Annotated in this window: 20 protein-coding genes; 9 read left to right on the top strand and 11 right to left on the bottom strand. The window is 71.3% G+C overall.

Going from position 1 to position 24,872, the window contains the following annotated elements:
* Nucleotides 1-288: 288 nt before the first annotated feature.
* From groES to AMOR_RS07385, 4 genes are all read left to right on the top strand, one after another.
* Nucleotides 289-585 carry a co-chaperone GroES gene (groES, locus tag AMOR_RS07370; RefSeq protein WP_248360139.1) on the top strand — a complete coding sequence of 99 codons (297 nt, stop codon included), beginning with the start codon at nucleotides 289-291 and terminating at the stop codon, nucleotides 583-585.
* Between the two features lie 42 nt (nucleotides 586-627).
* A complete protein-coding gene (gene groL / locus AMOR_RS07375) occupies nucleotides 628-2,271 on the top strand; it encodes a chaperonin GroEL (protein ID WP_248360141.1) in 1,644 nt (547 codons plus the stop codon).
* Nucleotides 2,272-2,492: 221 nt separating this feature from the next.
* Nucleotides 2,493-2,729, top strand: coding sequence for a hypothetical protein (locus AMOR_RS07380; protein WP_248360143.1), 237 nt, complete (start codon nucleotides 2,493-2,495; stop codon nucleotides 2,727-2,729).
* Nucleotides 2,730-2,905: 176 nt separating this feature from the next.
* Nucleotides 2,906-3,928, top strand: coding sequence for a PDZ domain-containing protein (locus AMOR_RS07385; RefSeq protein WP_248360144.1), 1,023 nt, complete (start codon nucleotides 2,906-2,908; stop codon nucleotides 3,926-3,928).
* Nucleotides 3,929-4,039: 111 nt separating this feature from the next.
* Here AMOR_RS07385 and AMOR_RS07390 read toward each other — a convergent pair whose 3' ends face one another.
* The 7 genes from AMOR_RS07390 to AMOR_RS07420 form a co-directional block, all read right to left on the bottom strand.
* Nucleotides 4,040-4,459: a hypothetical protein gene (locus tag AMOR_RS07390; RefSeq protein ID WP_248360145.1), complete on the bottom strand. Its 420-nt coding sequence runs from the start codon at nucleotides 4,457-4,459 to the stop codon at nucleotides 4,040-4,042.
* Between the two features lie 130 nt (nucleotides 4,460-4,589).
* Nucleotides 4,590-4,841: a hypothetical protein gene (locus AMOR_RS07395; RefSeq protein ID WP_248360146.1), complete on the bottom strand. Its 252-nt coding sequence runs from the start codon at nucleotides 4,839-4,841 to the stop codon at nucleotides 4,590-4,592.
* A 388-nt stretch (nucleotides 4,842-5,229) separates the two neighbouring features.
* A complete protein-coding gene (locus tag AMOR_RS07400) occupies nucleotides 5,230-6,132 on the bottom strand; it encodes a hypothetical protein (RefSeq protein ID WP_248360147.1) in 903 nt (300 codons plus the stop codon).
* Between the two features lie 77 nt (nucleotides 6,133-6,209).
* Nucleotides 6,210-7,316 (bottom strand): NAD-dependent dihydropyrimidine dehydrogenase subunit PreA, encoded by a 1,107-nt coding sequence (preA, locus tag AMOR_RS07405; RefSeq protein ID WP_248360148.1) that lies wholly within the window; start codon nucleotides 7,314-7,316, stop codon nucleotides 6,210-6,212.
* 33 nt (nucleotides 7,317-7,349) lie between these two features.
* Nucleotides 7,350-8,606 carry a Zn-dependent hydrolase gene (locus tag AMOR_RS07410; protein ID WP_248360149.1) on the bottom strand — a complete coding sequence of 419 codons (1,257 nt, stop codon included), beginning with the start codon at nucleotides 8,604-8,606 and terminating at the stop codon, nucleotides 7,350-7,352.
* Nucleotides 8,607-8,685: 79 nt separating this feature from the next.
* Nucleotides 8,686-10,128, bottom strand: a complete 1,443-nt coding sequence (gene hydA / locus AMOR_RS07415) for a dihydropyrimidinase (RefSeq protein ID WP_248360150.1) — start codon at nucleotides 10,126-10,128, stop codon at nucleotides 8,686-8,688.
* Nucleotides 10,129-10,139: 11 nt separating this feature from the next.
* Nucleotides 10,140-11,624: an NCS1 family nucleobase:cation symporter-1 gene (locus AMOR_RS07420; RefSeq protein WP_248360152.1), complete on the bottom strand. Its 1,485-nt coding sequence runs from the start codon at nucleotides 11,622-11,624 to the stop codon at nucleotides 10,140-10,142.
* Here AMOR_RS07420 and AMOR_RS07425 point away from each other — a divergent pair.
* The 3 genes from AMOR_RS07425 to AMOR_RS07435 are packed head-to-tail and all read left to right on the top strand — an operon-like array spanning nucleotide 11,623 to nucleotide 14,113.
* Nucleotides 11,623-11,820, top strand: coding sequence for a hypothetical protein (locus tag AMOR_RS07425; protein WP_248360154.1), 198 nt, complete (start codon nucleotides 11,623-11,625; stop codon nucleotides 11,818-11,820). The genes AMOR_RS07420 and AMOR_RS07425 overlap by 2 nt on opposite strands.
* Before the next feature lie 42 nt (nucleotides 11,821-11,862).
* A complete protein-coding gene (locus tag AMOR_RS07430) occupies nucleotides 11,863-13,365 on the top strand; it encodes an aminotransferase-like domain-containing protein (protein WP_248360156.1) in 1,503 nt (500 codons plus the stop codon).
* Between the two features lie 16 nt (nucleotides 13,366-13,381).
* Complete coding sequence (locus AMOR_RS07435; protein WP_248360158.1) at nucleotides 13,382-14,113, top strand: TetR/AcrR family transcriptional regulator; 732 nt, start codon at nucleotides 13,382-13,384, stop codon at nucleotides 14,111-14,113.
* Nucleotides 14,114-14,137: 24 nt separating this feature from the next.
* Here AMOR_RS07435 and AMOR_RS07440 read toward each other — a convergent pair whose 3' ends face one another.
* Genes AMOR_RS07440 through AMOR_RS07450 form a run of 3 tightly spaced genes read right to left on the bottom strand, consistent with a single transcriptional unit; the run spans nucleotide 14,138 to nucleotide 19,986 of the window.
* Nucleotides 14,138-17,128: an NAD-glutamate dehydrogenase domain-containing protein gene (locus AMOR_RS07440; RefSeq protein ID WP_248360160.1), complete on the bottom strand. Its 2,991-nt coding sequence runs from the start codon at nucleotides 17,126-17,128 to the stop codon at nucleotides 14,138-14,140.
* Between the two features lie 15 nt (nucleotides 17,129-17,143).
* Complete coding sequence (locus AMOR_RS07445) at nucleotides 17,144-18,478, bottom strand: aminotransferase class III-fold pyridoxal phosphate-dependent enzyme (RefSeq protein ID WP_248360162.1); 1,335 nt, start codon at nucleotides 18,476-18,478, stop codon at nucleotides 17,144-17,146.
* A gap of 14 nt (nucleotides 18,479-18,492) precedes the next feature.
* Nucleotides 18,493-19,986, bottom strand: coding sequence for a CoA-acylating methylmalonate-semialdehyde dehydrogenase (locus AMOR_RS07450; RefSeq protein WP_248360164.1), 1,494 nt, complete (start codon nucleotides 19,984-19,986; stop codon nucleotides 18,493-18,495).
* A gap of 226 nt (nucleotides 19,987-20,212) precedes the next feature.
* Here AMOR_RS07450 and AMOR_RS07455 point away from each other — a divergent pair, with 226 nt between their 5' ends.
* Complete coding sequence (locus tag AMOR_RS07455) at nucleotides 20,213-20,851, top strand: cupin domain-containing protein (RefSeq protein ID WP_248360166.1); 639 nt, start codon at nucleotides 20,213-20,215, stop codon at nucleotides 20,849-20,851.
* Nucleotides 20,852-20,896: 45 nt separating this feature from the next.
* Here the strand turns inward: AMOR_RS07455 and AMOR_RS07460 are convergent, their stop codons facing one another.
* Nucleotides 20,897-21,892, bottom strand: coding sequence for a GTPase (locus tag AMOR_RS07460; protein ID WP_248360168.1), 996 nt, complete (start codon nucleotides 21,890-21,892; stop codon nucleotides 20,897-20,899).
* Nucleotides 21,893-22,373: 481 nt separating this feature from the next.
* On the opposite strand from AMOR_RS07460, the gene AMOR_RS29705 reads away from it, so the two are divergent.
* Nucleotides 22,374-24,821, top strand: a complete 2,448-nt coding sequence (locus AMOR_RS29705) for a multicopper oxidase family protein (protein ID WP_318653854.1) — start codon at nucleotides 22,374-22,376, stop codon at nucleotides 24,819-24,821.
* Nucleotides 24,822-24,872: the final 51 nt, after the last annotated feature.

The raw sequence follows: 24,872 nt of genomic DNA on the forward strand, positions 1-24,872 counted from the left end.
CGTAGCAAATGGCGTTTTCGTCTGCTGACGCCGCTTCGGCAGTCGCCCCTGCGGACCGCCAGCCGTCCGCGAGCACTCGATGGGGTCGACTGCCAGCGCACCCGAAAAAGTCTTCGCGGGACGGGAAGATAACGGCGACGCCCTATCGCTTGACAGGAGGGGGTCGGTGGTTAGGATACGCCCGCCTTTGGCAGTCTCGCCTCGCGAGTGCCAGGGCCATTGTTCAGACCTTGGACCGCCGCCCGCCGCCAGGCGAGCGCGCGGCCGTGACAGCAAGGAGGCACACCCATGGCGACGAAGATCCGTCCCCTGCAGGACCGCATCATCGTGAAGCGGGTTCAGGAGGAGGAGAAGACGAAGGGCGGCATCATCATCCCCGACACGGCGAAGGAGAAGCCGATCGAGGGCAAGGTGATCGCGGTCGGCAACGGCAAGGTCCTGGAGGACGGCAAGGTCCGTCCGCTCGACGTGAAGGCCGGCGACCGGATCCTCTTCTCCAAGTACGCGGGGACCGAGGTCAAGATCGACGGCGAGGAGCACCTGATCATGCGCGAGGAGGACATCCTCGGCGTGATCGAGGGCTAGTTCCCGCGTCGTCTTCCTCCACACGAGAACGGAGCAACGAGAATGGCTGCCAAGGAAATCATCTTCGATCAGAAGGCCCGCGACGCGATCCTCAAGGGCGTCAATACGCTCGCCGACGCGGTGAAGGTGACGCTCGGGCCCAAGGGCCGGAACGTCGTCATCGAGAAGAGCTTCGGCTCCCCGACCATCACGAAGGACGGCGTGACGGTCGCCAAGGAGATCGAGCTCGAGAACAAGTTCGAGAACATGGGCGCGCAGATGGTGAAGGAGGTCGCCTCCAAGACCTCCGACGTCGCCGGTGACGGCACCACCACCGCGACCGTGCTCGCGCAGGCCATCTACCGCGAGGGCTCGAAGCTCGTCGCGGCCGGCCACAACCCGATGGACATCAAGCGCGGCATCGACAAGGCCGTCGAGGTGATCACGGCCGAGCTGAAGAAGCTCTCGAAGCCGACCAAGGACCACAAGGAGATCGCCCAGGTCGGCATCATCTCCGCGAACGGCGACCAGACGATCGGCAACATCATCGCCGAGGCGATGGAGAAGGTCGGCAAGGAGGGCGTCATCACCGTCGAGGAGGCGAAGGGCCTCGAGACGACGCTCGACGTGGTCGAGGGCATGCAGTTCGACCGCGGCTACCTCTCGCCGTACTTCGTGACCGACGCGGAGCGGATGGAGGCGGTCCTCGAGGACGCGTACATCCTGATCCACGAGAAGAAGATCTCGAACATGAAGGATCTGCTCCCGGTGCTCGAGCAGATCGCCCGCGGCGGCAAGCCGCTCCTCATCGTCGCCGAGGAGGTCGAGGGTGAGGCGCTCGCGACGCTCGTCGTGAACAAGCTCCGCGGCACGCTCCACGTGTCCGCGGTGAAGGCCCCGGGCTTCGGCGATCGCCGCAAGGCGATGCTCGAGGACATCGCGATCCTCACCGGCGGCAAGATGATCGCCGAGGAGCTCGGCCTCAAGCTCGAGCAGGTCACCCTGAAGGACCTCGGCCGCGCCAAGCGGATCACGATCGACAAGGACAACACCACGATCGTCGACGGCGCCGGCGTGAAGGCCGACATCGAGGCGCGCGTGAAGACGATCCGCGCGCAGATCGAGGAGACCACCTCGGACTACGACCGCGAGAAGCTCCAGGAGCGCCTCGCGAAGCTCGTCGGCGGCGTGGCCGTCATCAACGTCGGCGCGGCGACCGAGACCGAGATGAAGGAGAAGAAGGCCCGCGTCGAGGACGCGCTCCACGCGACCCGCGCGGCCGTCGAGGAGGGCATCGTCCCCGGCGGCGGCGTGGCGTACCTGCGCTGCGTGAAGGCGCTCGAGGGCGTGAAGACGAACGAGGGCGAGAAGTTCGGCCTCGACATCGTCCGTCGCTCGCTCGAGGAGCCGCTCCGCCAGATCTCCGGCAACGGCGGCTACGAGGCGTCGATCGTGGTGAACAAGGTGAAGGAGTCGAAGGAGACGAACTTCGGCTTCAACGCCGCCACGGGCGAGTACGAGGACCTCGTGAAGTCGGGCGTCATCGACCCGACCAAGGTCTCCCGCTCCGCGCTGCAGAACGCGGCGTCGGTCGCCTCCCTGATGCTCACGACCATGGCCATGGTCGCGGAGCGTCCGAAGGAGGAGTCGCCGGCTCCGGCGGGCGGCGGCATGGGCGGCATGGGCGGGATGGGCGGCATGATGTAGTCGCCGCCTCGCGCTCCTGACCGAACGCGAAGTGCTCGAGAGGCCGCCGGGAGCGATCCCGGCGGCCTCTCCTCGTTTCCGGCCACCGGCGCGCCCGCTCGGCCGCACGGCCGATGCATCCTGGCGCACCCGCCCCGGGGAACCCCGCGAAACGACCCCCGTCTTCGACGCCTCCGGCGCGCCGCGCGGCGCGCACGATGGCGGCCAGGGGGTTTCACATCATGAAGCGAAAGATCCGTAAGGCGATGGCCGTCGTCGAGCGACCGGGCGACATCGGCATGGACCTGCCAGCGGGCATCACTGCACGCGAGCTCACTCCCACCGATTACCACCCGGTCGACATGGAGCCGGAGGAGGAGAAGCTCCTGAAGGAAGCGCACAAGCACGCGGCCCACAAGCCGGTCCGCCGCGTCCGGAAGGCCGCGCACCGGAAGGCGGCCGCGCGGGCGGCGCGGTAGCGCCACCCCGGAGGAAGCGAGCGCGTCGTGAGCGCCGTCGTGGGCGGCCGCCGCGGCGGCTCACGGCGTTGCGTGCCGGCGGCTCGCCTGCCGCAGACTCGCGAGCGACGCAACCACGAAGCCAGGGGACGGCGCCGGCGTTCGTCGGCGCCGCCCGCTTCCGGTAGCATCGCGCGATGCTCCGCGCCCTCGCCCGCCGCACCGCCCTCCCCGCCCTGGCGCTCGCGCTCGCCGTCGCCGGCTGCGCCTCCGGCCCACGGGTGCTCGTGCGACGCCGGCCGGCGGGGCCCGTCGCGGTCCGGGCGGTCGCGGTGTACCCGTACGCCTTCCGCTGGCCCGAGCCGGCGTGGAAGAGCCACGCGAAGGCGCTCGACGCCGCGATGCGGCTCTCCGCGCAGGACCGGCTCCTCGTCTTCGGCCCGGACGACTTCCGCGTCTGGCGCCCGGAGGCGGACGACCCGCGGGTCGGGACCGATCTCGTGGGCGTGCTCGCCGACCGGCGGCTCCCGGCCACCGGGTTCGTGGTGTTCCGGGGCTGGGCCGAGCGGCGCATCGTGCGCACCGCCGGGGAGCTCGATGGCAAGGGCGTGGTCTCGTCCGCGGAGCAGGTCACCTACGTCGCGCACCTCGAGGTGCTCGACGGCGGCGGCCGCGGCGTGCTCGTCGAGGTGGAGGGCGAGGCCACCCGCGATGCCGCGACGGTCGACGCGTTCGACGACGCGCCCGAGCTGACGCGGCTCCACCGCGCGCTCGTCGACGAGGCGTGGCGCGTACTCGCGGCGCGGCTCCCGGGGGATGCCCCGCCGCTCCCGCCGGTGCCGGCGCGGGTGATCGTGGTGCCGGGCGCCACGCTCGCGTGGACGGAGCCGGGGCGGCCCTCGCTCGCGGAGCAGCTCGCGGCCGCCGACCCGGTGGAGGCGGACGTCGCGCGGCTCGCGGTGTTCCGCTACTTCGACCCGGACGTCGACGGCCGAGCGCTCGCGCGGCGGATGCGGCTGCCGGGAGGGCTCCTCGTCGTCGACGGCGGCGCATGGGCGCCGCCGCTCCGGGAGGGCGACGTCATCGTCGCGGTCGACGGACGCGCCGCGGCCGGGCCGCACGTCCTGCAGCGCGCGGTCGCGCTCGCGCGCGGCGGCCCGGTCGAGCTCACCGTGGCGCGCGGCGCCGTCCGGGTGCCGGTGACGGTGATGCCCCGCTGACGAACGTCGCGGCGTGCCTCACGGCGTCATCCGCTCGCCCTGGGCCCGTCGAAGGGCGGCTCGCCTCGCCCGTTCGCGGTTCGACAGGCTCCCCACGAACGGTTCTCGCGATCAGACGAGCACGAACAGCGCGCGGGCGGCGGCGCCCAGCGCCTCGACGACCCGCGCGGTGAAGAAGAGCACGGGCAGCGCGATCGCGAGCCCCGCGGCGAGCGCCCACGCGCGCGGGTGGCGCACGTCGAGCTGCGTCGCGACGAACACCGAGACGCCGAAGAGCAGGAGCGTCAGCGTCCCGCCGACGAGCAGCGCCGCAGGCCCGGACAGCCCGAGGAGTCGCAGCGCGCCGGAGATCGCGACGAGCCCCGCGACGTTCAGGAGATCCCGTCCGGATCCGGCCCACCAGTCGCGGTGCTCCGCACGGCGCAGCCGGAGCCCCACCTCCTGCAGGAGCAGGAAGGCGATGACCGCGGCAAGGTACGCGGCCGCGGCGATGGCGCGGCCGGAGCCCGCGGTCGGGATCGAGGTCCACACGGATCGAGTGTAGCGCGGCCGCGCCCCGCCGCCGTGCGGCGGGGCCCGTCCGGCGTCCGCGCCCGGGACCCGGCGGGGAGCGCGCGACCGCGACGCGACCGGCGCCGTGCCGCGGCGCGCGTTCCGGGCCTCAGGGCTTCCTGCTGCTCCGCCGTCGGGCAACGAGCAGGCTCCCCCCAGCGAGCAGCGCGCCGGCCGAGCCGGCCGCGCTCGGATCGAACTCCGGGACGCCGTGCCCGTAGCCATTCCCATGGTGGTGGCCGCGACCGTGGCCACGCCCGTGATCGTTCCCCTCGTCGCCGGCGAAGCCCATCGCCGGCGAGAGCAGGACCACCAGCAGCAGAGCCTTCGCCAGGCTCCGCACGACCGCCTTCAGCTTCATGACGGGTCCCTCCCCCTGGACCGGGGAACCGTCCCACGCTGGCAGCGGATCGATCGAGCGCCCGCGTGGAGGTGAGGCGGACGCCCCGTCGTCGCGGGACGCGCGAAAGGCCGACCCCGGCTGCGGGGCGCTCCGTCACCCTGCGTGAACGGACTTCCGCGCAAGCGGCCGTGCGCCCCGGCGAAGCACCGCATCGTCGGCGCGCGGCCCCGCCGCGACACGGGCGGGCGTCGGGCAGGCGACCGCACCCGTTCCGGCGGCAGGCGACACCCAACTGGAACACAGGGGGCGCGGCGCCCCGGCCCCCGCCGCGGCGCCGCGCCCACCTGTCCCGTCCGGACGCGGCCTCGCCCGACCCGCGCCCGACCCCACTCGCCTCGCAGACTGGCTACAGGTGGATCGCCGCCTCGACGAACACGGTGCTCGAGAGCGCGCCCGCGTTCACCTTGACGCCGCCCACGGTCAGGTCGTTGTCGTTGCCGTACTTGTTCAGCCAGTACTGGTACCCGACTCCGACCTCGTAACCAGTCCGCGTCGAGGAGAAGGTCTTCGCGACGTCCCACACGAGCTTCGGCTGGAGCAGCACCTCGGTCTTCGTCTCGTTCCCGAACCCGTCCTTGCCCTTCGGCAGCAGGACGTTCGCGAAGCCCGCGAACTGCAGCGGGAGGTCGAAGAGCGGGACGCCCCACGCCGTCGAGAACACCGGCGCGACGTCGAACTCCACCGAGCCGCCGCTGGGGATCGTGCCCTGTGCGTGCATGAAGCCGTTGTTGTTCCACTCCTTCGAGACGTACGCGCCGATGTTCCAGAAGCCCGGCACCGCCAGCGCGAGCGACACGCCCGCGACGGGCATCACCTTGTGCGACGCGAAGCCGTTGTTCTTGGTCCCGATGTCGAGGCCGGCGTCGAGGCGCACGTCGGCGACGCCCGGGAAGGCGAACTTCTTCGAGTCGGTGATCTGGTTGAGGCTGAACGTCCGGCGGTAGACGGCGTAGACCTCGGTCGCGCCCTGGGCGGAGCCCTGAGCCGGGTCGTGCTTGTCCGAGATGTACATGTCCACGTTGAGGAAGTTGCCGCCCAGCTTGTCGCCGGAGGCGTGGGTGTACGTGAGCGTCGTCTTCGCGATGGCCTGCGCCTCGTCGGTGCCGGGCTTCACGGTCCCGGGCTCGTGGTAGTTGCCGCCCCACGAGACGTGGAACGAGTTGTCGCTCCAGTCGAGCGAAGCCGCGGGCCGTGCGACGGACACGAGGGCGAGCGCGACGAGCGGGACCAGCGTGTTCTTCCAGTTCATGGCTTCTCTCCTTGGACACACTTCGGGTGACCACCGCGGCGGGCCGCAGCGGGTTCGGGACATGGAGCGAGGGATTGTCAGGAGCGCGCGACCAGGGCGTCGGTCTCCTTGGCGATGTTGCCTTGCCACTGCTTGCCGTCGAGGTTCGTCTGCGCCGCCCGGGCGACCTTCGCCGCGCGCTGGCGGGCGACGAGGTCGTGGTGGGTCGAGAGGTACGGCAGGCTCTTGCCGACGAACTCTCGGACCGTCGCAAACCGGTGATCCACCATGAACTTCTCGAGGTCGGCCCGCAGCTCGTCGATGAGCTCGTAGCCGCGGAGCATCGCGCCCGTGCACACCTGCACCGTCGACGACCCGAGCAGCATGAACTCGACCGCGTTCAGGCCCGTCTCGACGCCCCCCATGCCGGAGAGCTCGACGCCCGGGAATGCGCGCGCGATGTCCGCGCAGTGGCGGAGCGCGATGGGGCGGACCGCCTGGCCCGAGAAGCCGCCGGGGATGGTGTGGCCCTCCACCGTGGGCAGCGGCCGAAGCGACTCGAGATCCACTCCGGCGATGGAGAGGATCGTGTTGATGGCGGCGATGCCGTCGGCGCCCGCCTCGAGCGCCGCCCCGGCGGGCTCCGTGATGTCGCCGACGTTCGGCGTCATCTTGGCCCAGACCGGGATGCGCGAGACCTCCTTCACCCACCACACGACCTGGCGCACGATGTCGGGGTTCTCCCCCATCGCCATGCCCATCTTCCGCTCCGGGAGGCCGTGCGGGCAGGAGAGGTTGAGCTCGAGCGCGTCGACGCCGGTGTCCTGCACCTCGCGGACGAGCGTGTGCCAGCGCTCCCGGTCGAGCTCCTCCATGATGGAGGCGACCAGCATCTTCTTCGGGTAGGCGCGCTTGAGCTGCGCGAGCTCCTCGAGCCACACGGAGAACGGGCGATCGGAGATGAGCTCGATGTTCTCGAAGCCCATCACGTCCCCGCTCCCGCGGGTCACGACCTTCGCGTACCGCGGGACCGTGTTCACGACCTTGCTCGCGTCGAGGCTGATCGTCTTGCAGACGACGCCGCCCCACCCGAGGTCGTAGCTCTTCGCGATCACGCGGGCGTTCGTGCCCGGCGGTCCAGAGCCGAGGAGGAACGGGTTCTCGAACTGCATGCCATTCACCTGGATCGACAGATCGACGCTCATCTCGTCCTCCTGGTAGGGATCCGTCGGGCCCGGTCAGGCCGCGACGCCGGACTTCTCCAGCACCGCCTGGAGCAGCACGTTCGCGCCGGCCGTGACGTGCTCCGGCTCGGCGTGCTCGATCTCGTTGTGGCTGATGCCGTCCTTGCACGGGATGAAGATCATCCCGGTGGGCGCCACCCGCGCCATGAACACCGCGTCGTGCCCGGGGCCGGAGGTCGCGGGCATGTGGCTGTAGCCGAGCCGCTCGGTCGCGCGCCGCACGGCGGAGACGCAGTCCGGGTGGAAGTGGACCGGCGCGTTGTAGGAGACCTCGCGGAGCTCGACCTTCACGCCCGTCCGCTCCTGCTGCATCGCCGCGAACGCGCGCAGGTCGGCGTCCATCCGGTCGTGCAGCTCCCGGTTCACGTTCCGCAGATCGATGGAGAACGTGACCTGGCCCGGGATGACGTTCCGGCTGTTCGGGTGGACCTGGGCGAAGCCGACGGTGCCCCGGCCGTGCGGCGGGTACCGCTCGGCGATCGCCACGACCTCCCGCATGATGGTCGCGGCGACCTGCAGCGCGTCCTTGCGCCGGCCCATCGGCGTCGCGCCGGCGTGCGACTCGAGGCCGGTGACGATGCAGTCGTACCAGCGGAGGCCCAGGACGGCCTCGACGACGCCGATCACCTTGCCGGCGTCCTCGAGCACCGGGCCCTGCTCGATGTGCGCCTCGAAGTACGCGGCCACCGCACGTCCCCCGGGCTCCAGCTGCCCCGCGTAGCCGATGTTCCGGAGCTCGTCTCCCACCGTCTTGCCCTGGAGGTCCTTCGCCGAGAGCGCGACCTCCAGCGGGAAGACGTTGCAGAACACGCCGGATCCCATCATCACCGGGACGAAGCGCGACCCCTCCTCGTTCGTCCAGGCCACCACTTCGAGGGGCGCCTCGGTCTCGATCCGGCGATCGTTCAGCGTGCGGATCACCTCGAGGCCGGCGAGCACGCCGTAGTTGCCGTCGAACTTGCCGCCGGTGGGCTGCGTGTCGACGTGGCTGCCCATCATCACCGGCGGCTTGCCCATCGCGCGCCCTGGCCGGCGCATGAAGATGTTGCCGATCCGGTCCACGGTGACGGTGAGCCCGGCGGCGCGGGCCCAGGAGACGACCAGGTCCCGCCCCTTCCCGTCGGCCTCGCTGACGGCCAGGCGGCACACTCCGCCCTTCGGCGTCGCCCCGATCTTCGCGAGGTCCATGAGCGAGGCCCAGAGCCGCTCGCCGTTCACCCTAAGTCCGTTCAGCTCGCCTGCCGAGTGCATGTCTTCCTCCGTGCGATCCGCTCCGGCGCACCGGAGCGGATCGCTCGTCACGTCCCAGTCGCTCGTCGCCTCGAGTCGCTCAGCGCTTCACCGCCACGGGAGCGCGGCGCGACGCGGCCCGGCCGAGCGCCTCCGTCACCGCGTTGAAGGCGGGGCGCTTCAGGTAGCGTCCTGCGCCCCGCTCGGCGCGCAGGTCCCCGCGCGCGAAGACCACGCGGCCTCCGCTGACGGTGTGGGTGGGCACGCCGCGGACGGTGCGCCCCTCGAACACGTTGAAGTCGCCCTTGCTGAACTGCGTCTTCACGGAGAGCGTCTTCGTCCCCTCGGGATCCCACACCACGAGGTCCGCGTCGGCGCCGGGGGCGACCAGGCCCTTCCGCGGGTACAGGTTGAAGAGCTGGGCCGCGTTCGTGGACGTGACGCGGACGAACTCGTTCGGCGTGAGCCGTCCGGTGTTCACCCCCGCGTCCCAGATCACCGCCATGCGCTCCTCGACCCCGCCGCAGCCGTTCGGGATCTTCGTGAAGTCGCCGCGGCCGACCGCCTTCTGGCCCGCGCAGAACGTGCAGTGATCCGTCGCGGTCGTCTGGAGGTGCCCCGCCTGCAGCCCCCGCCAGAGCGCCTCCTGGTGCTCCTTCGGCCGGAACGGCGGGCTCATCACGTGGGCGGCGGCGGTCGCGAAGTCCGGGCTCCGGTAGGCGGAGTCGTCGACGACGAGGTGCCCCGCGAGCGCCTCCCCGTAGACGCGCTGCCCGGCGGCGCGGGCTCGCGCGATCGCCTCGAGCGACTCCGCGCACGAGACGTGGACCACGTAGACCGGCACGTTCAGGACGCCGGCGATGGCGATGGCGCGGTTGGTCGCCTCGCCCTCGACCGCCGGCGGGCGCGACAGCGGGTGACCCTCCGGACCGGAGATCTCCCGCACCAGCATCTCCTGCTGCAGGAGGAACACGAGCTCGCCGTTCTCGGCGTGCACGGTGGGCATGGCCCCGAGCTCGAGGGCGCGGCGGAAGCTCCGCACCAGCGTCTCGTCGTCCGCCATGATGGCGTTCTTGTAGGCCATGAAGTGCTTGAAGCTCGTCACGCCCTCCTCGCGCACGAGGGTGCCCATGTCCTCGTGCACCGCGTCGCCCCACCACGTGATGGCCACGTGGAACGCGTAGTCCGCCGCCGACTTCTCGGCCCACTCGCGCCAGGTACGGTAGGCCTCCAGCGGCCGCTGCCGCGCCCCCGGCATCACGAAGTCGATGATCGTCGTGGTGCCGCCGGCGAGCCCCGCCGCCGTACCGGTGAAGAAGTCGTCCATGGTGACGGTGCCCATGAACGGCAGCTGCATGTGCGTGTGCGGGTCGATGCCGCCCGGCATGACGAGCTGGCCGCCGGCGTCGACGACCTCGGCGCCGGCGGGGGCCGTGAGGCCCTCGCCGACCGCCCGGACGACGCCGCCGTCACAGAGGACGTCGGCCCGGACCGAGCGGTCCCCGTTCACCACCGTACCGCCGCGGATCAGGATCGCGGACATGGCTCCCTCGCTCACGCCGGATCGGCGGAGATGGCGGGGACCTCGGCGTTCCGCATCATGCCGAGCCGGTACACGATCGCCGCGACCGCGAGACCGACGAACCACGCGTACGTGTAGACGACCTTGAAGACCTCCGGGATATGCGGGAACGCGGCGGGGAACGCGGCGTTCAGGAAGCCCGGGATGTTCGGGAGCACGCCGAGCACGAAGGCGGCGATCGCGACCGGGTTCCAGCCGTTCCCGTACGAGTACTTCCCGCCCTCGACGTACAGCTGCGGCACGTCCAGGTTCGTCTTGCGGATGAGGTAGTAGTCGACGACGAGGATGCCGGCGACCGGGCCGAGGAGCGCGGAGTAGCCGATGAGCCAGGTGAAGATGTAGCCCTGCGTGCTCTCCAGGATCTTCCAGGGCATGAGCACGATCGCGATGCTCGCGGTGATGTAGCCGCCGATCTTGTAGGTGATCTTGCTCGGCACCAGCGCCGCGAAGTCGTACGCGGGGCCGACGAGGTTCGCGGCGAGGTTCACGCTCACCGTGTCGATGAGGAGGACGATGAGCGCGATGAGGACGCCGGCGCCCGTCATGCGGCTCGCCACGTCGACCGGATCCCAGAGGGCCTTGCCGAACAGGACCACGGTCGCCGAGGTCACGATGACGGCGAGGAGCGCCACGAGGCCCATCGGGCCGGGCAGGCCGACGGTCTGGCCGATGAGCTGATCCTTCTGCGACTTCGCGAAGCGGGTGAAGTCCGGGATGTTGAGCGCGAGGGTCGCCCAGAAGCCGACCATGGCGGTGAGCGAGGGCCAGAAGGTGGGCCAGAACTGGCCGGCCTTCTTGCCGCCCTCCACGAACTGCGAGGGCTGGTCGAGGATGGGCCCGAACCCGCCGGCCTTCGCCCACACCCACCACAGGAGGACGAAGCAGATGACGATCTTGATGGGCGCCGTGTAGGTCTCGAGCTTGCGGATCGAGTCGATCCCGTGGACGACGAAGTAGAACTGGATCGCCCAGAACGCGAGGAAGCACCCGAGCTGCCCGAGGTTGATCCCGAGGGCCGCGATGGGCGCTCCGCCGAGCGGGTGCCCGAGCAGCACGCCCGCGAGCGTGTAGATCATCGCGCCGCCGAACCAGGACTGGATGGAGTACCAGCCGCAGGCGACGAGCGCGCGGAGCAGCGCCGGGATGCGTCCGCCGCGCGTGCCGAACGAGGCGCGGACGAGGACGGCGTACGGGATGCCGTACTTCGCGCCGGCGTGGCCGATGAGGAGCATCGGCACGAGCACCACCGCGTTCCCGAGGAAGACCGTGGCGACCGCCTGGCCCCACGACATCCCGCCCTCGATGAGGCTCGCGGCGAGGGTGTACGCCGGGATGCACATCACCATGCCGATCCAGAGGGCCGTGTAGTGGTACCAGCGCCATGTCCGGGCGGACTCGCTGGTCGGAGCCAGATCTTCGTTCCAAAGGCCGTCGCCGGTATTCAGGGGCTTTTCCATGTCCATCTCCTCGGAGGACCGCAAAAACGGCTGCAAAAACCGCGTGGCGCGCGCAAAACTTGGAGCCGGCTGGACAAAAATTTTGCCGTTTGGCAAGTTCATCGCGATGGTAATGCGCGGAATCGCGCACCTGAATGCACAGTTGGCGCGGGCCACAACAACCGTATCGGTCGCCAAAGCAGCACAATTGATTTGAGTCATCGCTGCCTGCCTCGAACCGAGACACTGGAGGCCCTGGATGCGAGCAGCGCCGGCGGACGCGCAGGACGGCCAGGAGGCGATTCCCGTCGACGCGGCGGGTGGTTGCCCCGGCCTCCCGGGGCTGGTGGTGGACCGCCAGAGCGGCGTCCGCTTTCCCGAGCAGATCAGCCGCGGCATCACCGCGCTCGTCGAGCAGGGGCGCGTTCGCGCCGGCACGCGCCTCCCGTCGGTGAGGGATCTCGCGCGCGCGCTCGGCGTCAGCACGTTCACGGTGGTCGAGGCGTACGACCAGCTCGTCGCGACCCGCACCGCGTCCGCGCGGCGCGGCTCCGGGACGTTCGTCATGCACCTCGGCGCCGGCCGCGGCGCGCCCGACGCGCAGCCGCAGCCCATCCCCGCGACCGTCGGCGAGAACTGGCTCTCCTTCGAGCTCTTCGCGCAGCAGCGCAACCTCTCCGCCGCGGGCTGCGGCTGGCTGCCCGCAGAGTGGTGCGGCGAGAGCTATCTCACCGAGGCGCTCCGGCAGGCGGCGCGCATCCCGAACGAGCGGCTCGCCGGTTACGGGACGCCCCTCGGGTTCCTGCCGCTCCGGCAGCGGCTGGCGCTCCGGCTGTCGGAGCAGCTCGGCCACACCGCCGCGGAGCAGATCATCCTCACGAGCGGCGCGACGCACGCCCTCGACCTCGTGATCCGGACGCTCCTGTCGCCGGGCGATGCCGTCCTGGTCGAGAGCCCCGGCTACTGCAACCTGATCCCGCTGCTCCGCGAGCGCGGGTGCCGCCTCCTCGCGGTGCCGCGGACGGCGCGCGGCCTCTCCATCGACGCGCTCAACCTGCTCGCAGCAGAGCACCGGCCGAAGGCGATGTTCGTCACGACCGCGCTCCAGAACCCGCTCTCGACCACGCTCTCCCAGGTCGACGCCCACTGCGTGCTCGCCGCGGCCGAGCGCTACGACTTCATGGTCGTGGAGGACGACATCTTCCGGGACTTCTGCGCCGCGGGGGACGCCTCGCTCGCCGCCCTGGACGGGCTGAAGCGCGTGCTCAAGATCGGCAGCTTCTCCAAGTCGGTGAGCCCGTCGCTGCGCGTCGGATACGTCGCGTGCCCGCAGCACCTCGTGCAGCCGCTCGTCCGCGCGAAGATGCTCTGCGGGCTCACCACCTCCGAGGTGAACGAGCGGTGCGTCCACGAGGTGCTCGGGAGCGGCGGCCACCGCCGGTACCTCGAGCGCCTGCACACCAAGCTCACCGCGGCCCGCGAGCGGTTCCTCGGGACGCTCGAGTCGCTCGGCCTCGCGCCGCTCGCCACGCCCGCGGGCGGGATGTTCGTGAGCGCGGGCTGGCCGGTGCGGCCGACCGTCGTCGCGAGCGCGCGGCTCATCGCCGACGAGGCCCTGAAGGCGCGCATCGCGCTCGCGCCCGGCGACTTCTTCGAGGTGGGCACGCCGGAGACGATCTGGTTCCGCTTCAACGTCGCGTACTCGGACGACCCGCGGCTGCACGCCTTCCTGCGGGACGTCCGGACGCGCTTCGGCTTCTAGCCCCGGGGGGGACGCCGTGATCGAGAGAGAGCGCCGGGTCGCACACACCGCTGCCGGCCGAGGGTCGAGCCGCGCGCGCCGGCCGGGACGCGCGGCGCCGCCACAGGGCCGCCTCCGGCGCCGCCGCGTCCTCGACGCGAACATCGTCGCGGCGGCGGAGGAGCTCTTCGCGCAGCACGGGTTCCAGGGCGTCTCGATCGCCGAGGTCGCCGCGCGCGTCGGCATCTCGAAGCAGAACCTGACGTACTACTTCCCGACGAAGGAGGCGCTCTACCGCCGGGTGCTGGACGGCGTCCTCGACGAGTGGCTCGAGCGGCTGCGGGGGCTCGCGGATCCGGACAAGGAGCCCGAGGCGGCGCTGCGCGACTACATCCGCGCGAAGCTGCGGTACTCCCGCGAGCGCCCCTCGGGCTCCCGCGTCTTCGCCACCGAGATCATCGCGGGGTTGCCGCTGTATGCGCGGGAGATCCGGGCGCGGGTGGTACCGGCCCTCCGCGCGCAGGTCGAGACCCTGGGGCGCTGGGTCGCCGACGGGCGCGTCGAGCCCATCGACCCGGTCCACCTGATGTTCGTCCTCTGGGCGGCGACCCAGACCTACGCGGACTTCTCCCACCAGATGGCGCTCGTGATGGACAAGGAGGCGCTCGAGCCCGCCGACTTCGACGCGGCTGAGGAGGTCGTCACGCGCGTCGTGCTCCGCGCGCTCGGCCTCGCCGCGCCCGCCCCCTCCCCCGCGCAGCCGCGGTGAGCGGGGACGGGCGCCGTCCGCCCGTCACGCGAACTGCGCCGCGACGTACTCCTCGAGCGTCCGCTCGAAGTCGGGCTCGAGCCCGCGGTGGTACGCCATCGTGGTGGCGATCTCCGCGGCCAGGATGGCGGACCGGTACTTCGCGGGGAGCCGGTCGATGCGGCGACTGAATTCGGGCGTGTCGCGCACGAGCCGGGGCAGGTGCGCGAGGAGCGCCCGCCGGTAGAGCGGCCGGTGGGCCCGGTCGGGCTTCGCCTGGAAGAAGGCGAAGAGCCGCGCCTTGTGCGCGTTGATCTCCACGCTGAGGGCCTCCGAGAGCTCGGTGAAGCTCCGGCGGCCGCCCTCCTCGCGGTGGCGGCGGAACAGGACGCGCGCCTCGTCCGCGGCGCGCCGTTCGAGGATCTCCAGCACGTCGCGCACGTACGCGTCCTTGTGGGCGCGGAACTCGTCCTCGTCGAGGAGCAGGTTCCCGATGATCTCGTACGAGGAGGAGATCACGCCGCACTTGTTGGCCGAGGCGTCGCGGAGCACGACGACGCCGGCCTCCTGGAGCCGTGCGCGCGCCTCCGGCGTCAGGAACGAGTTCGCCCCCTCGACGACGACCCGCGCAGACGGCGTGCCGTCCGCGCCGAGGAAGCGCCGCCAGTTCGCGCCGTCGATCGTCTCGGGACGTCCGCCGGCGGGGATGAAGAGGTCCGCCTTCACCGTGAAGAGCAGGTCGTCGAACTCCTTGTGGAACTCGTCGAGCGTGACCCAGCCCTCCCTCGGGCCGTCCGCCGTCATCTCGACGCGCCGGTGCAGATCGCGGAGCCCCTCCCGCCGGCGGCCGCTGCGGTACAGGACGAAGCCGCCCGGCGAGAGCCGCGCCGGGTCGAAGGCGTCGGCGTCCGCGCGGAGGAGGATGCGGGAGAGCGCCTCGCGGTCGAGGCCGCGCGGATCGCAGAGGGCGGCCGTCCCGTCCACGATGAGGCGGATCGCGACGCCCGGGCAGCGCTCGAGCAGGAGCCGGATGGCGTTCCCGGCCACGTCGCCGTTCGGGCCGCCGGTGAGCTTCACGGTGAAGGGCTCGCGCCGGATGTCCACGCCGTGCTCGCGCAGGGCCGCCTCGGCGAAGGTGACGACGCCCAGCGAGGTGACGCCGTACTGCTTGTGGTTGATGCCCACCCGCTTGCTCGACATGATGCCCGCGCCGAGGACGTAGCCGCGGCGGGCCGACAGCTCGGCGATCGCCTCGATCATCTCGTCGTGCATGTTCTCGTCGGGGCCGAGCTCGATGGGCTCGTCCTCGCCGTAGTAGTCCACGACGCGCCGGTCGCGCGCCTTCCCGTCCTGGGTGACGAAGAGATCGAGGAACGCGCTCGCGAACGCGTACTGCAGCTTGTGGAGCTGCGAGTCCAGCCGCTCGCGCGGCTCCGCGTCCGGCGCGTGCAGGATGCAGACGAGCTTCGAGCCGCCCTCGTAGATGTCCTTGTTCTTCAGGTGCTGCGTGTGCGCGAGGACGTAGTTCTCGCGGAACATCGTGTTCGCCACGGTGACGTAGTCGTCGCGGGTGCGGGTGACGATCGTGCGCCAGCCGCCGCGCGCGATGTCCGAGAACCCGACGTGGTACCCGAGGCCGTTCCGCGCGAAGAAGAACGAGACCCGGAACGGGCGCTGCGGCGGCAGATCCGCCGTGAACTGCGACCCGAGATCGTCGAGGTAGGCCGGGTCGAGCCGGAACGCGAGGGCGTGCTTCTCGAGCACGAAGAAGTTCGTCTTGAGGGTGCGCCGGACGAAGGTCAGCGCGGTCGCGAAGACGGAACGGCGGAACTCGTCGAGCAGCCGGTGCCCGGTGTTGTAGGAGGCGATCTCCCGCTCGACCTCGGGCAGCTCGGCCGCATAGCGCGCCTCGCGATCGGCGAGCTCCGGGTCGAAGCGCAGCTCGAAGAGCCGCACCAGCCTGAGCGCGATCTCCGGATGCGACTGGAAGGCCCGGACGACGTCCTCGAAGGTGTACCGGTGGATCTGGGCGTGCGCGCAGCTCGTGTGGCAGAAGCCGACGAGCGCGTTGACGAGCGACGCCTCCTCCCCGCTCATGACGCCGGTGAGCACGAACTCCCGGTACGCGGGCGACTCGTTCGCGAGGATCTGCGTCCCGTAGAGCTCGCGCCGCAGCTGGTCGAACAGCGCCGAGCCCTCCTGCAGCCCCGCTCCGCCGCGGTGCGCGACGCGGAAGCTCCCGAGGAAGAACGGCTGCGCCCCGGTGCTGAGCGTCAGGGTCAGCGAGCGGCGCACCCCGAGGTCCAGCCGGTTGAAGACCTCCATCACCTGCGCGAGGTGGTGCCGCGGCGGCGGGTTCTCCACCGCGAAGAGCAGGTTCACCTCCTCCCCGCCGCCGGCCTCGCCCGGCGCGCGCGGCTCCACGTGCAGGAAGAAGCCCGCGTTCGTCCGGCCCTGGTGGAGGAGCCACGCGAGCTGCGCGACCTCGGCGGGCGGCGACTCCTCGACGAGGCGCCGGTCGTTGAGCCAGAGGATGCGCAGCAGCGCGTCCCGCTCGTCGCCGCCGAGCGCGGCGCCGCGCCCGGCGAGGGCCGCGCGCAGCTCGCCGCGCACGCGCTCCGGGATGGCGGGCTCGCCGGCCTGGGCCACGAGCCCGTCCGGCTTCCGGTCGAACTGGTAGCGCTGCAGCTCGAGGCGGCGACCGGTGCCGGGCACCTCTCCGGAGGAGTGGAAGATCTCGGTGCAGGAGATCTCGCGGTCCTGGACCCGACGGAGGGTCTCGAAGACGGACCCCGGGACGTCGAGCCGCGCGAGGATGAGCTCGCGCTCGCGGTCGGCCGCCACGAGCTGCCGCTCGCGCCCGAGCCGGGAGAGCCCGGCTGCGAGGGCGGTGATGGCCGCATCGTCGCGGCGCATCACCCCCGAGAAGATCCCCGGGACGTTGTCCCGGAGCCACGCGAGGTTCCTCGTCGCCACCTCGCCGAGCGCGCCGAGCTCCGGCTGCTCGCCCACCCTGGACGGCTGAGCCCTCGCCATGGGAATCCCCCCGCGCTAGTCGCGGACCGCGCGATCCGTGATCTCCAGCCCGCGGTCGATGATCTCGAACGCCTCGCGCAGCTGGGCCTCGGTGATGACGAGCGGCGGGTTCGTGAAGAACGTGTTCCACCGCACCATCGTGTAGAGCCCCTCCTGCCGGAAGAAGCGCCCGAGGGCCTGCATCTCCTCGGAGGTCCCGTTGAACGGCGCCATCGGCTCGAGGGTCTTCCGGCTGCGCACCAGCTCGACGAGGCCGAAGAGGCCGATGGAGCGGGCCGCGCCGACGGACGGGTGCTTCGCGGCGAGCTGCGCCAGGAGCTGCTTCATCACGGCGCCGGTCGACCGCGCGCGCTCGATGAGCCGGTCCTCCTGGTAGACGCCGATCGTCGCGAGGGCCGCGGCGCAGCCGACGGGGTGGCTGTTGTAGGTGAGGCCGCCGTAGAAGACCTTGTCCTTGAAGTGCTCGGCGATGTGGCGGCGCATGCCGACGGCGCCGAGCGGCACGTACGACGCGGTGAGCCCCTTCGCCATCGTGAGGAGGTCGGGGACCACCTTCCAGTGGTCCACCGCGAACCACTCGCCGGTCCGCCCGAAGCCGGCCATCACCTCGTCGCAGATCATGAGGATGCCGTACTTCGTGCAGAGGTCGCGGACGCCCTGGAGGTAGCCGTCGGGCGGGACGAGGATCCCGTTCGTGCCGGTGACCGTCTCGAGGATGAAGCCGGCGATCGTCTGCGGACCCTCGAGCTGGATCGTCTCCTCGAGGTTGGCGAGCGCCGTCGCGGTGTCATCCCAGCCGCGCTGGATCCCGTGGTACGGGTCGAGCACGTGCACGACGCCGGCCATGCCCGGCTCGGCGGCCCAGCGCCGCGGATCGCCGGTGAGCGAGATCGCGCCCGCCGTGGCGCCGTGGTACGAGCGGTAGCGGGCCAGGATCTTGTGACGACCCGTGAACTGGCGCGCGAGCTTCACCGCGTTCTCGTTCGCCTCCGCGCCGGCGTTGGTGAAGAAGAACACGTCGATGTCGCCGGGCGTGATCTCGGCGAGCTTCGCCCCGAGGCGCGCCCGCGGCTCCGTCGCCATGAAGGGGTTGGCGTAGGCGAGCTTCGCCACCTGATCCTGGATCGCCCGCACGACGCGCTCGTCGCCGTGCCCGATGTTCACGGACATGAGCTGGCTGTTGAAGTCGACGAACCGCTTCCCCTCCGGCGTCCAGAAGTGGATGCCCTTCGAGCGCGCCACGGGGATGGGATCCACCTTCGACTGGGCGGACCACTCGTAGAGGGAGTGCTTCTTGGTCAGGGCGACGAGCTCGTCGCCCGAGAGCGGCTTCTGGGTCTCGGAAGTCATTGTCGGGGTCCTCGCTACTTCATGGTCGGGAAGACGAACTCGGGGCCCTTGCTCACCGCGCTGGGCCAGCGGGAGGTGACGGTCTTGAGCCGCGTGTAGAAGTGGACGCCCTCCGCGCCGTAGATGCTGTGGTCACCGAAGAGCGACCGCTTCCAGCCGCCGAAGCTGTGGTAGCCGACGGGCACGGGGATCGGCACGTTCACGCCGACCATGCCGGCCTGGACGCGCGAGACGAACTCGCGGGCCACGTCGCCGTCGCGGGTGAAGATGGCGGTCCCGTTCCCGTACTCGTGCACGTTGATGAGCTGCAGCGCGCGCTCGACGTTCGGGACGCGGACGATGGAGAGCACCGGCCCGAAGATCTCCTCGCGGTAGATCTTCATCTCCGGCGTGACCCGGTCGAAGAGGCAGCCGCCCATGAAGAAGCCGTCCTTCGCGCCCGGCACGGCGAGCGCCCGCCCGTCCACGACGAGCTTCGCGCCCTCCTTCACGCCCGCGTCGACGTACCCGCGGACGCGGGCGAGGTGCTCCTTCGTGACGAGCGGCCCCATCTCCGCCTTCGGGTCGGTGCCCGGGAGGACGCGGAGCCTGGCGAGCCGCTCGACGAGCTTCGCGACCAGCGCGTCGGCGACCTCGTCGCCCACCGCGACGCCCACCGAGATCGCCATGCAGCGCTCGCCCGCCGAGCCGTAGGCGGCGCCCATGAGCGCGTCCGCCGCCTGGTCGAGGTCGGCGTCCGGCATGACCACCGCGTGGTTCTTCGCCCCGCCCAGCGCCTGGACGCGCTTGCCGTGCGCCGAGGCGGTCCGGTGGATGTACTCCGCGATGGGCGTGGACCCGACGAAGCTGACCGCGGCGACGCGCGGGCTCGAGATGAGCGCGTCGACGGCCTCCTTGTCGCCGTTCACGACGTTGAGGACGCCCGGCGGCAGCCCGGCCTCGATGGCGAGCTCCGCGATGCGCATGGGCGCGGACGGGTTCCGCTCCGACGGCTTCAGCACGAAGGTGTTCCCGCAGGAGACGGCGAGGGGGAACATCCACATCGGGACCATGGCGGGGAAGTTGAACGGCGTGATCCCCACGCAGACGCCGAGCGGCTGCCGGAGCGTGTAGCTGTCGATCCCCGTGCCGACGCTGTCCGAGTGCTCCCCCTTGAGCAGCTGGGGGATGCCGCACGCGAAGTCCACGATCTCGAGCGCCCGGGCGATGGAGCCCATGGCGTCGCTCAGCACCTTGCCGTGCTCGGCGGTGACGAGCGCGGCGAGCTCCGCGGCGTGCTCCTCCACGAGCTGCTTCAGCCGGAACATGACCTTGGCGCGCCGCGCCGGAGGCGTCGCCGCCCAGCCCGGGAACGCGTCCGCGGCCGCCGCGATCGCGGCGGAGACCTCGGCCTGGCTGGCGAGGGCGACCTGCTTCGTCACCTGGCCGCTCGCCGGGTCGTAGACGTTCCCGTGGCGCCCGCTCGTGCCGGGCACCGGCTTCCCGTTGATGATGTGACCGACCGTCATGGCGTCCCTGCGCTTTCTGCGTGGAGGTGGTGTGCTGCGAGCGACCTGTGAAACGGTAACAGTGTTTAAAATACTAAGCAAGGCGACCGCGGCAGAAGCGCGCAGCCTTCGCGCAATTCCCGCAGGAAACGGCCACTTGCGTGTCGAGGCGGTGTGGCGCGCACCGGTTCGGTGATAAATATTCCGTTCACACCGCTCACCGGATCCGTCCACCCGGAGGAGATCGATGCCGTCGAGAAAGCGCCACGCCCCGAGCCCCGCGCCGCCCCGCGCCGCGCCCGCGCAAGCGCCCACCGCCGCGGCCCCCGCCTCCCTCGGCGAGTTCGACATCGGCGAGCGCCTTCGCGAGATCCGCGAGCGCTACGGACTGTCGCAGCGCGCGCTCGCGATGCGCGCCGACGTGACGAACGGGATGATCTCGATGATCGAGAAGAACCGCAGCAGCCCGTCCATCGCGACCTTGAAGAAGATCCTCGGCGGCTTCCCGATGTCGCTCGCGGATTTCTTCGCGGTGGGCCAGCCGGAGCAGCCGAAGATCTTCTTCGGCGCGGACGAGCTCGTCGAGATCGCCGGCGGCCCCATCTCGTACCGGCAGGTCGGCGCGAACCTGCAGGGCCGGGCGCTCCAGGTCATCCACGAGCGGCTCATGCCGGGCGCGGACACCGGCTCGGAGATGCTGCGCCACGAGGCGGAGGAGGGGGGCATCGTGATCCGCGGCGAGATGGAGCTCACCGTCGGCATGAGCACTCGCGTGCTGCGCGCCGGCGACGCCTACTACTTCGACAGCCGGATCCCGCACCGCTTCCGGAACCTCGGCGAGGAGCCGTGCGAGATCGTGAGCGCCTGCACGCCGCCGTCGTTCTGACCGGCCGGCGACCCGCCCCGCGCCAGTGGCCGGGGCGGGCGCCCGTCACGCGTGCAGCTCGACCACGTCGCCATCCGCGAGCACGTGGTGGCGATCGACCTGCTGCCCGTCGAACCGCGCGTGGCCCCAGACGCGCGCGAACTTGAGGCGCGCGGCGAGATCCTGGTGCACCAGGGCCGCGAGCGCCTCGACCGCGGCGCCCTCGGGGAGCACGAACGGCTTCCCGAGGTCGGCCTTCTTCCCCGGCTCCTTCGTGTGCACGCGGATCTTGCGGAGCGCGCGGAAGAGCCAGGGGCGGAGCCCGTCGAGCCCGTCCCCGCGCGTGGCCGACACCGGGAAGAACGGCAGGCCGGGGCCGACCGCCTCGCGCGCGAGCTGCGAGAACGTGCCCTCCGCGTCGTCGAGGTCGTGCTTGTTCGCGGCGACGAGGACGGGGCGCGGGACGACCAGCGGCGACGCGCCGTCCGGCACCGGGCGCCCCTCCGGCCACACGTGTCCGTGCAGCAGCACGTCGAGCGTGCCGACCAGCGACGCCTCGAGGTCGTCCGCCGCCACGTCGAGCACGATCACCACCCCGTCGGCGCCGCGGACGAGCGCCGGCAGGAACGGCTCGACGTGGCCCGGCGCGATCGCCGGCGTGTCCACGAGCTGCACCTGGACGTCCTCGAACGGCATCATCCCGGGCTGCGGGACGTGCGTCGTGAACGGGTACTCCGCGATCTCCGGGTGCGCGTGCGTCAGCGCCGCGAGGAGGGACGACTTCCCGGCGTTCGGCGGGCCGACGAGCGCCCACTGGCCGGCGCCCTCGCGCCGGACGTGCCCGAGGTCGACGTGGTGGCTCCCGCTCCGCGCGGCGTGCTCCCGCTCCTCCTCGAGCTTCGCGAGGCGCTTCTTCAGATCGGCGTGGAGCTTCTCCGTCCCCTTGTGCTTCGGGAGGAGCGCGAGCATCTCGCGGAGCGCCTCGACCTTCTCGTCGTGGCTGGTCGCCTGACGGAGCCGCAGCTCCGCGTCCTTGTACTGGGCGGTCAGGTTCGCCGGCACGCGCCGATGGTGGACGCGCCGCGCGCCGGCCGGCGTCGCGGACGGTGGGGGTGGCCCCATCCGAGGCGCGGCGGCCGGCCACCGGAGCGTTCGTCATCGCCTTCGTCGCGGCCGCCCTGCACTTCGCGTCCGCCTCGCGCGCCGCCGCGATCTCGAGGCGAGCGCCGGGCTCACTCCCTGTGGGGTCGGGTGAACGGTGCGTGACTTGACGATCGGTGCATGGCCGTCGACAGAACCACTGCCGCTCAGTGTTTTCCCATCACCAGAGTCACTCACCGTTGAAGACTGAAGCACCCGTCGCGGCGGTCGCCGATTTGATCTGCGTCAACCATTAGTCACCGGTCGGACAGCAGGGCGGCAACACGGACGTCCGGAGCGCCAGGGGGGAGCCTGGCCCCCGGTCGCCGTGCTGGGGCCCCGGCGAATGGGCGCCGGGATCCCGCCACCCCCCGCCCGTGTCCGCCGATGGGAGGATTCACCGATGAACCGTGTGCGCGGGGCGCAAGCCCTGGCGTGGATGGGTGCGTGCGTGCTGCTGGCGTCCGGCAGCGCGCGCGCGCAGACGACGTACAACCCGCTCCTGCTGCCCGGGGGCAACATCCCGCAGTTCGCCCAGCCGCTGCCGGTCCTCGACGTCTGGAAGGCCAAGCAGCCCGCGGCGACCTACGGAAGCTACCCCGTGATCCCCACGGTGGACGGCACCGCCCCGGTGACGCTCACCATGTGCGAGTTCCAGTCGAACGTGCTTCCGCCGCTCGCGGCGGGCGCCGCGGGGACGCCGACGTCGGTCTGGGGATACGTGTCGGGCAGCGCGTGCCCGGGGAAGACCGCGGTCCGCGACACGTACATCGGCCCGGTGATCGTCGCGTCGCGCGGCACCCCGACCGCGGTGACGTACGTGAACGCGCTCGGCTCGACGAGCGACACCGGCGTGAACGCGTACCGGTTCAGCACCGACCAGACGCTCCACTGGGCGGACCCGCTGAACCTCGGCCGGAACGACTGCATGATGAAGGTCGAGATGGGCGGCCCGCTGCTCTGGAACGGGCAGCCGGATCCCTGCGCCCTCAACTACTCGGGCCCGATCGCCACCGTCCCGCACCTGCACGGCGCGGAGGACCCCGCCGCTATCGACGGCTCGCCCGACTCGTGGTTCACGAGTGACGGCAGGCTCGTCGGATCGAAGTTCTACACGAAGGGGTGGGCCGGGACGGTGAGCGGCCTGCCGGCGACGCCGGGGACGGCGCCGTACGCCGCGGGCGCGATCGTCTACGACCTCGCCACGAAGGCGGCGTACCAGGTCCAGCAGGATCCCACCACGCTCGCGTTCTCCTGGACGCCGTACATGGCCAACAGGGTCACGTACACGTACCCGAACAGCCAGGAGGCGTCGCCGATCTGGTTCCACGACCACACCCTCGGCGCGACCCGCCTCAACGTGTACGCCGGGCTCGCCGGCGCGTACTACGTGGTCGATCCCGCGCAGCAGCCGCTCCCGGGCGCCGACGTGACGGACGTGGTCCCGCTCGTGATCCAGGACCGCATGTTCGACACGGGTGGGCAGCTGTTCTTCCCCGCGGACAGCTACACCGGCCTCCTCTGGACGCCGAACCCGGATCATCCGTACTGGGTCCCCGAGTTCCTGGGCGACACCGTCGTCGTGAACGGGAAGGCGTGGCCGTACCTCGACCTGCAGCCGCGGCGGTACCGGTTCCTCGTGCTGAACGGCTCGAACGCGCGCACCTACGAGCTGTCGCTCATCGACCCCGTGACGAAGACGTTCGGCCCGCCGATGTACGTCATCTCCAACGACGGCGGGTACCTCGACCGGCCCGCGAAGATCGACCCCGCCGCCGGCCAGGTCCTCACGGTCATGCCCGGCGAGCGCTACGAGATCATCGTGGACTTCGCGGGCTTCGGCGGGCGCAACTTCACGCTCCGGAACACCGCCCGCACGCCCTATCCCAAGGGCTCGCCGCCTCCGGGCTCGACCCTCGGCCGCGTCATGCAGTTCCGGGTCGGCGCGACCGCCGTCGCCGACGCGAGCTACGACCCCGCGGCCGGCGGTGCGCTCCGGACGCCCATGGTGCGGCTCGCGAGCGCCGGCGCGCTCGCGCAGGGCGTGACGCCGACCGTCGCGCGCGAGCTGACGCTCAACGAGGTCATGGGCATGAAGGTGACCTGGCCGAACCCGATCACCGGCGTCGCCACCGCGTATCCGGGCGGCCCGCTCGAGATCCTCGTCAACAACACGAAGTGGTCGGGCGTCGACCCGAGGACGATGGCGGTCCGCACCGACTTCACCCGGCTCCCGACCGACCCCGCCGGCCTCTCCTACTCCGAGCTCCCGAGGGAGGGTGAGACGGAGATCTGGGAGATCGTGAACCTCACGGCGGACGCCCACCCGATGCACCTGCACCTCGTGCAGTTCCAGATCCTGAACCGGCAGTCCTTCGCGACGAACCAGTACCTGACGGCCTACAACGCGCTCTTCCCCGGCGGCGTCTTCCAGGGCGGGTACGGCCCGCCGCTCGACTACGCGAAGTTCGCGCCGCGCCTCAATCCGCCCTACGTGCACGGCTTCGGCGGCACGCTCGTGCCGGTGGTCGGCGGGAATCCGGACGTGTTCCCGTACCTGCAGGGCCCGGCGCTCGCGCCGGGGCCCCAGGAGACCGGCTGGAAGGACACGGTGATGGCGCCGCCCGGGATGGTGACGCGGCTCGTGGTTCGCTGGGCGCCGACCAGCGTCGCCGCGGGCACGCCGGCGGCGTCGGCGACCTTCCCGTTCGATCCGTCGAGCGGCGGCCGCTACAACTACGTCTGGCACTGCCACATCATCGATCACGAGGACAACGAGATGATGCGGCCGGACGTGGTCATCTCGGATCCGGCGACGCCGCGCACGTTCGCGATGGGCGCGAGCTTCTAGCGGCCGGTCGGACGTCCGTGACGATCCAGCGGGGCGGCGTCCTCCGGGGCG

The organism is Anaeromyxobacter oryzae (assembly GCF_023169945.1).
Classification (GTDB): Bacteria; Myxococcota; Myxococcia; order Myxococcales; family Anaeromyxobacteraceae; genus Anaeromyxobacter; species Anaeromyxobacter oryzae.

What these genes read in the sequence shown, in the direction of transcription:
- groES (WP_248360139.1), top strand. Translation starts at nt 289, where the DNA reads ATGGCGACGAAGATCCGTCCCCTGCAGGACCGCATCATCGTGAAGCGG.
- groL (WP_248360141.1), top strand. Translation starts at nt 628, where the DNA reads ATGGCTGCCAAGGAAATCATCTTCGATCAGAAGGCCCGCGACGCGATC.
- AMOR_RS07380 (WP_248360143.1), top strand. Translation starts at nt 2,493, where the DNA reads ATGAAGCGAAAGATCCGTAAGGCGATGGCCGTCGTCGAGCGACCGGGC.
- AMOR_RS07385 (WP_248360144.1), top strand. Translation starts at nt 2,906, where the DNA reads ATGCTCCGCGCCCTCGCCCGCCGCACCGCCCTCCCCGCCCTGGCGCTC.
- AMOR_RS07395 (WP_248360146.1), bottom strand. Translation starts at nt 4,841, where the DNA reads ATGAAGCTGAAGGCGGTCGTGCGGAGCCTGGCGAAGGCTCTGCTGCTG.
- AMOR_RS07400 (WP_248360147.1), bottom strand. Translation starts at nt 6,132, where the DNA reads ATGAACTGGAAGAACACGCTGGTCCCGCTCGTCGCGCTCGCCCTCGTG.
- preA (WP_248360148.1), bottom strand. Translation starts at nt 7,316, where the DNA reads ATGAGCGTCGATCTGTCGATCCAGGTGAATGGCATGCAGTTCGAGAAC.
- AMOR_RS07410 (WP_248360149.1), bottom strand. Translation starts at nt 8,606, where the DNA reads ATGCACTCGGCAGGCGAGCTGAACGGACTTAGGGTGAACGGCGAGCGG.
- hydA (WP_248360150.1), bottom strand. Translation starts at nt 10,128, where the DNA reads ATGTCCGCGATCCTGATCCGCGGCGGTACGGTGGTGAACGGGGACCGC.
- AMOR_RS07425 (WP_248360154.1), top strand. Translation starts at nt 11,623, where the DNA reads ATGTCCATCTCCTCGGAGGACCGCAAAAACGGCTGCAAAAACCGCGTG.
- AMOR_RS07420 (WP_248360152.1), bottom strand. Translation starts at nt 11,624, where the DNA reads ATGGAAAAGCCCCTGAATACCGGCGACGGCCTTTGGAACGAAGATCTG.
- AMOR_RS07430 (WP_248360156.1), top strand. Translation starts at nt 11,863, where the DNA reads ATGCGAGCAGCGCCGGCGGACGCGCAGGACGGCCAGGAGGCGATTCCC.
- AMOR_RS07440 (WP_248360160.1), bottom strand. Translation starts at nt 17,128, where the DNA reads ATGGCGAGGGCTCAGCCGTCCAGGGTGGGCGAGCAGCCGGAGCTCGGC.
- AMOR_RS07445 (WP_248360162.1), bottom strand. Translation starts at nt 18,478, where the DNA reads ATGACTTCCGAGACCCAGAAGCCGCTCTCGGGCGACGAGCTCGTCGCC.
- AMOR_RS07450 (WP_248360164.1), bottom strand. Translation starts at nt 19,986, where the DNA reads ATGACGGTCGGTCACATCATCAACGGGAAGCCGGTGCCCGGCACGAGC.
- AMOR_RS07455 (WP_248360166.1), top strand. Translation starts at nt 20,213, where the DNA reads ATGCCGTCGAGAAAGCGCCACGCCCCGAGCCCCGCGCCGCCCCGCGCC.
- AMOR_RS29705 (WP_318653854.1), top strand. Translation starts at nt 22,374, where the DNA reads ATGAACCGTGTGCGCGGGGCGCAAGCCCTGGCGTGGATGGGTGCGTGC.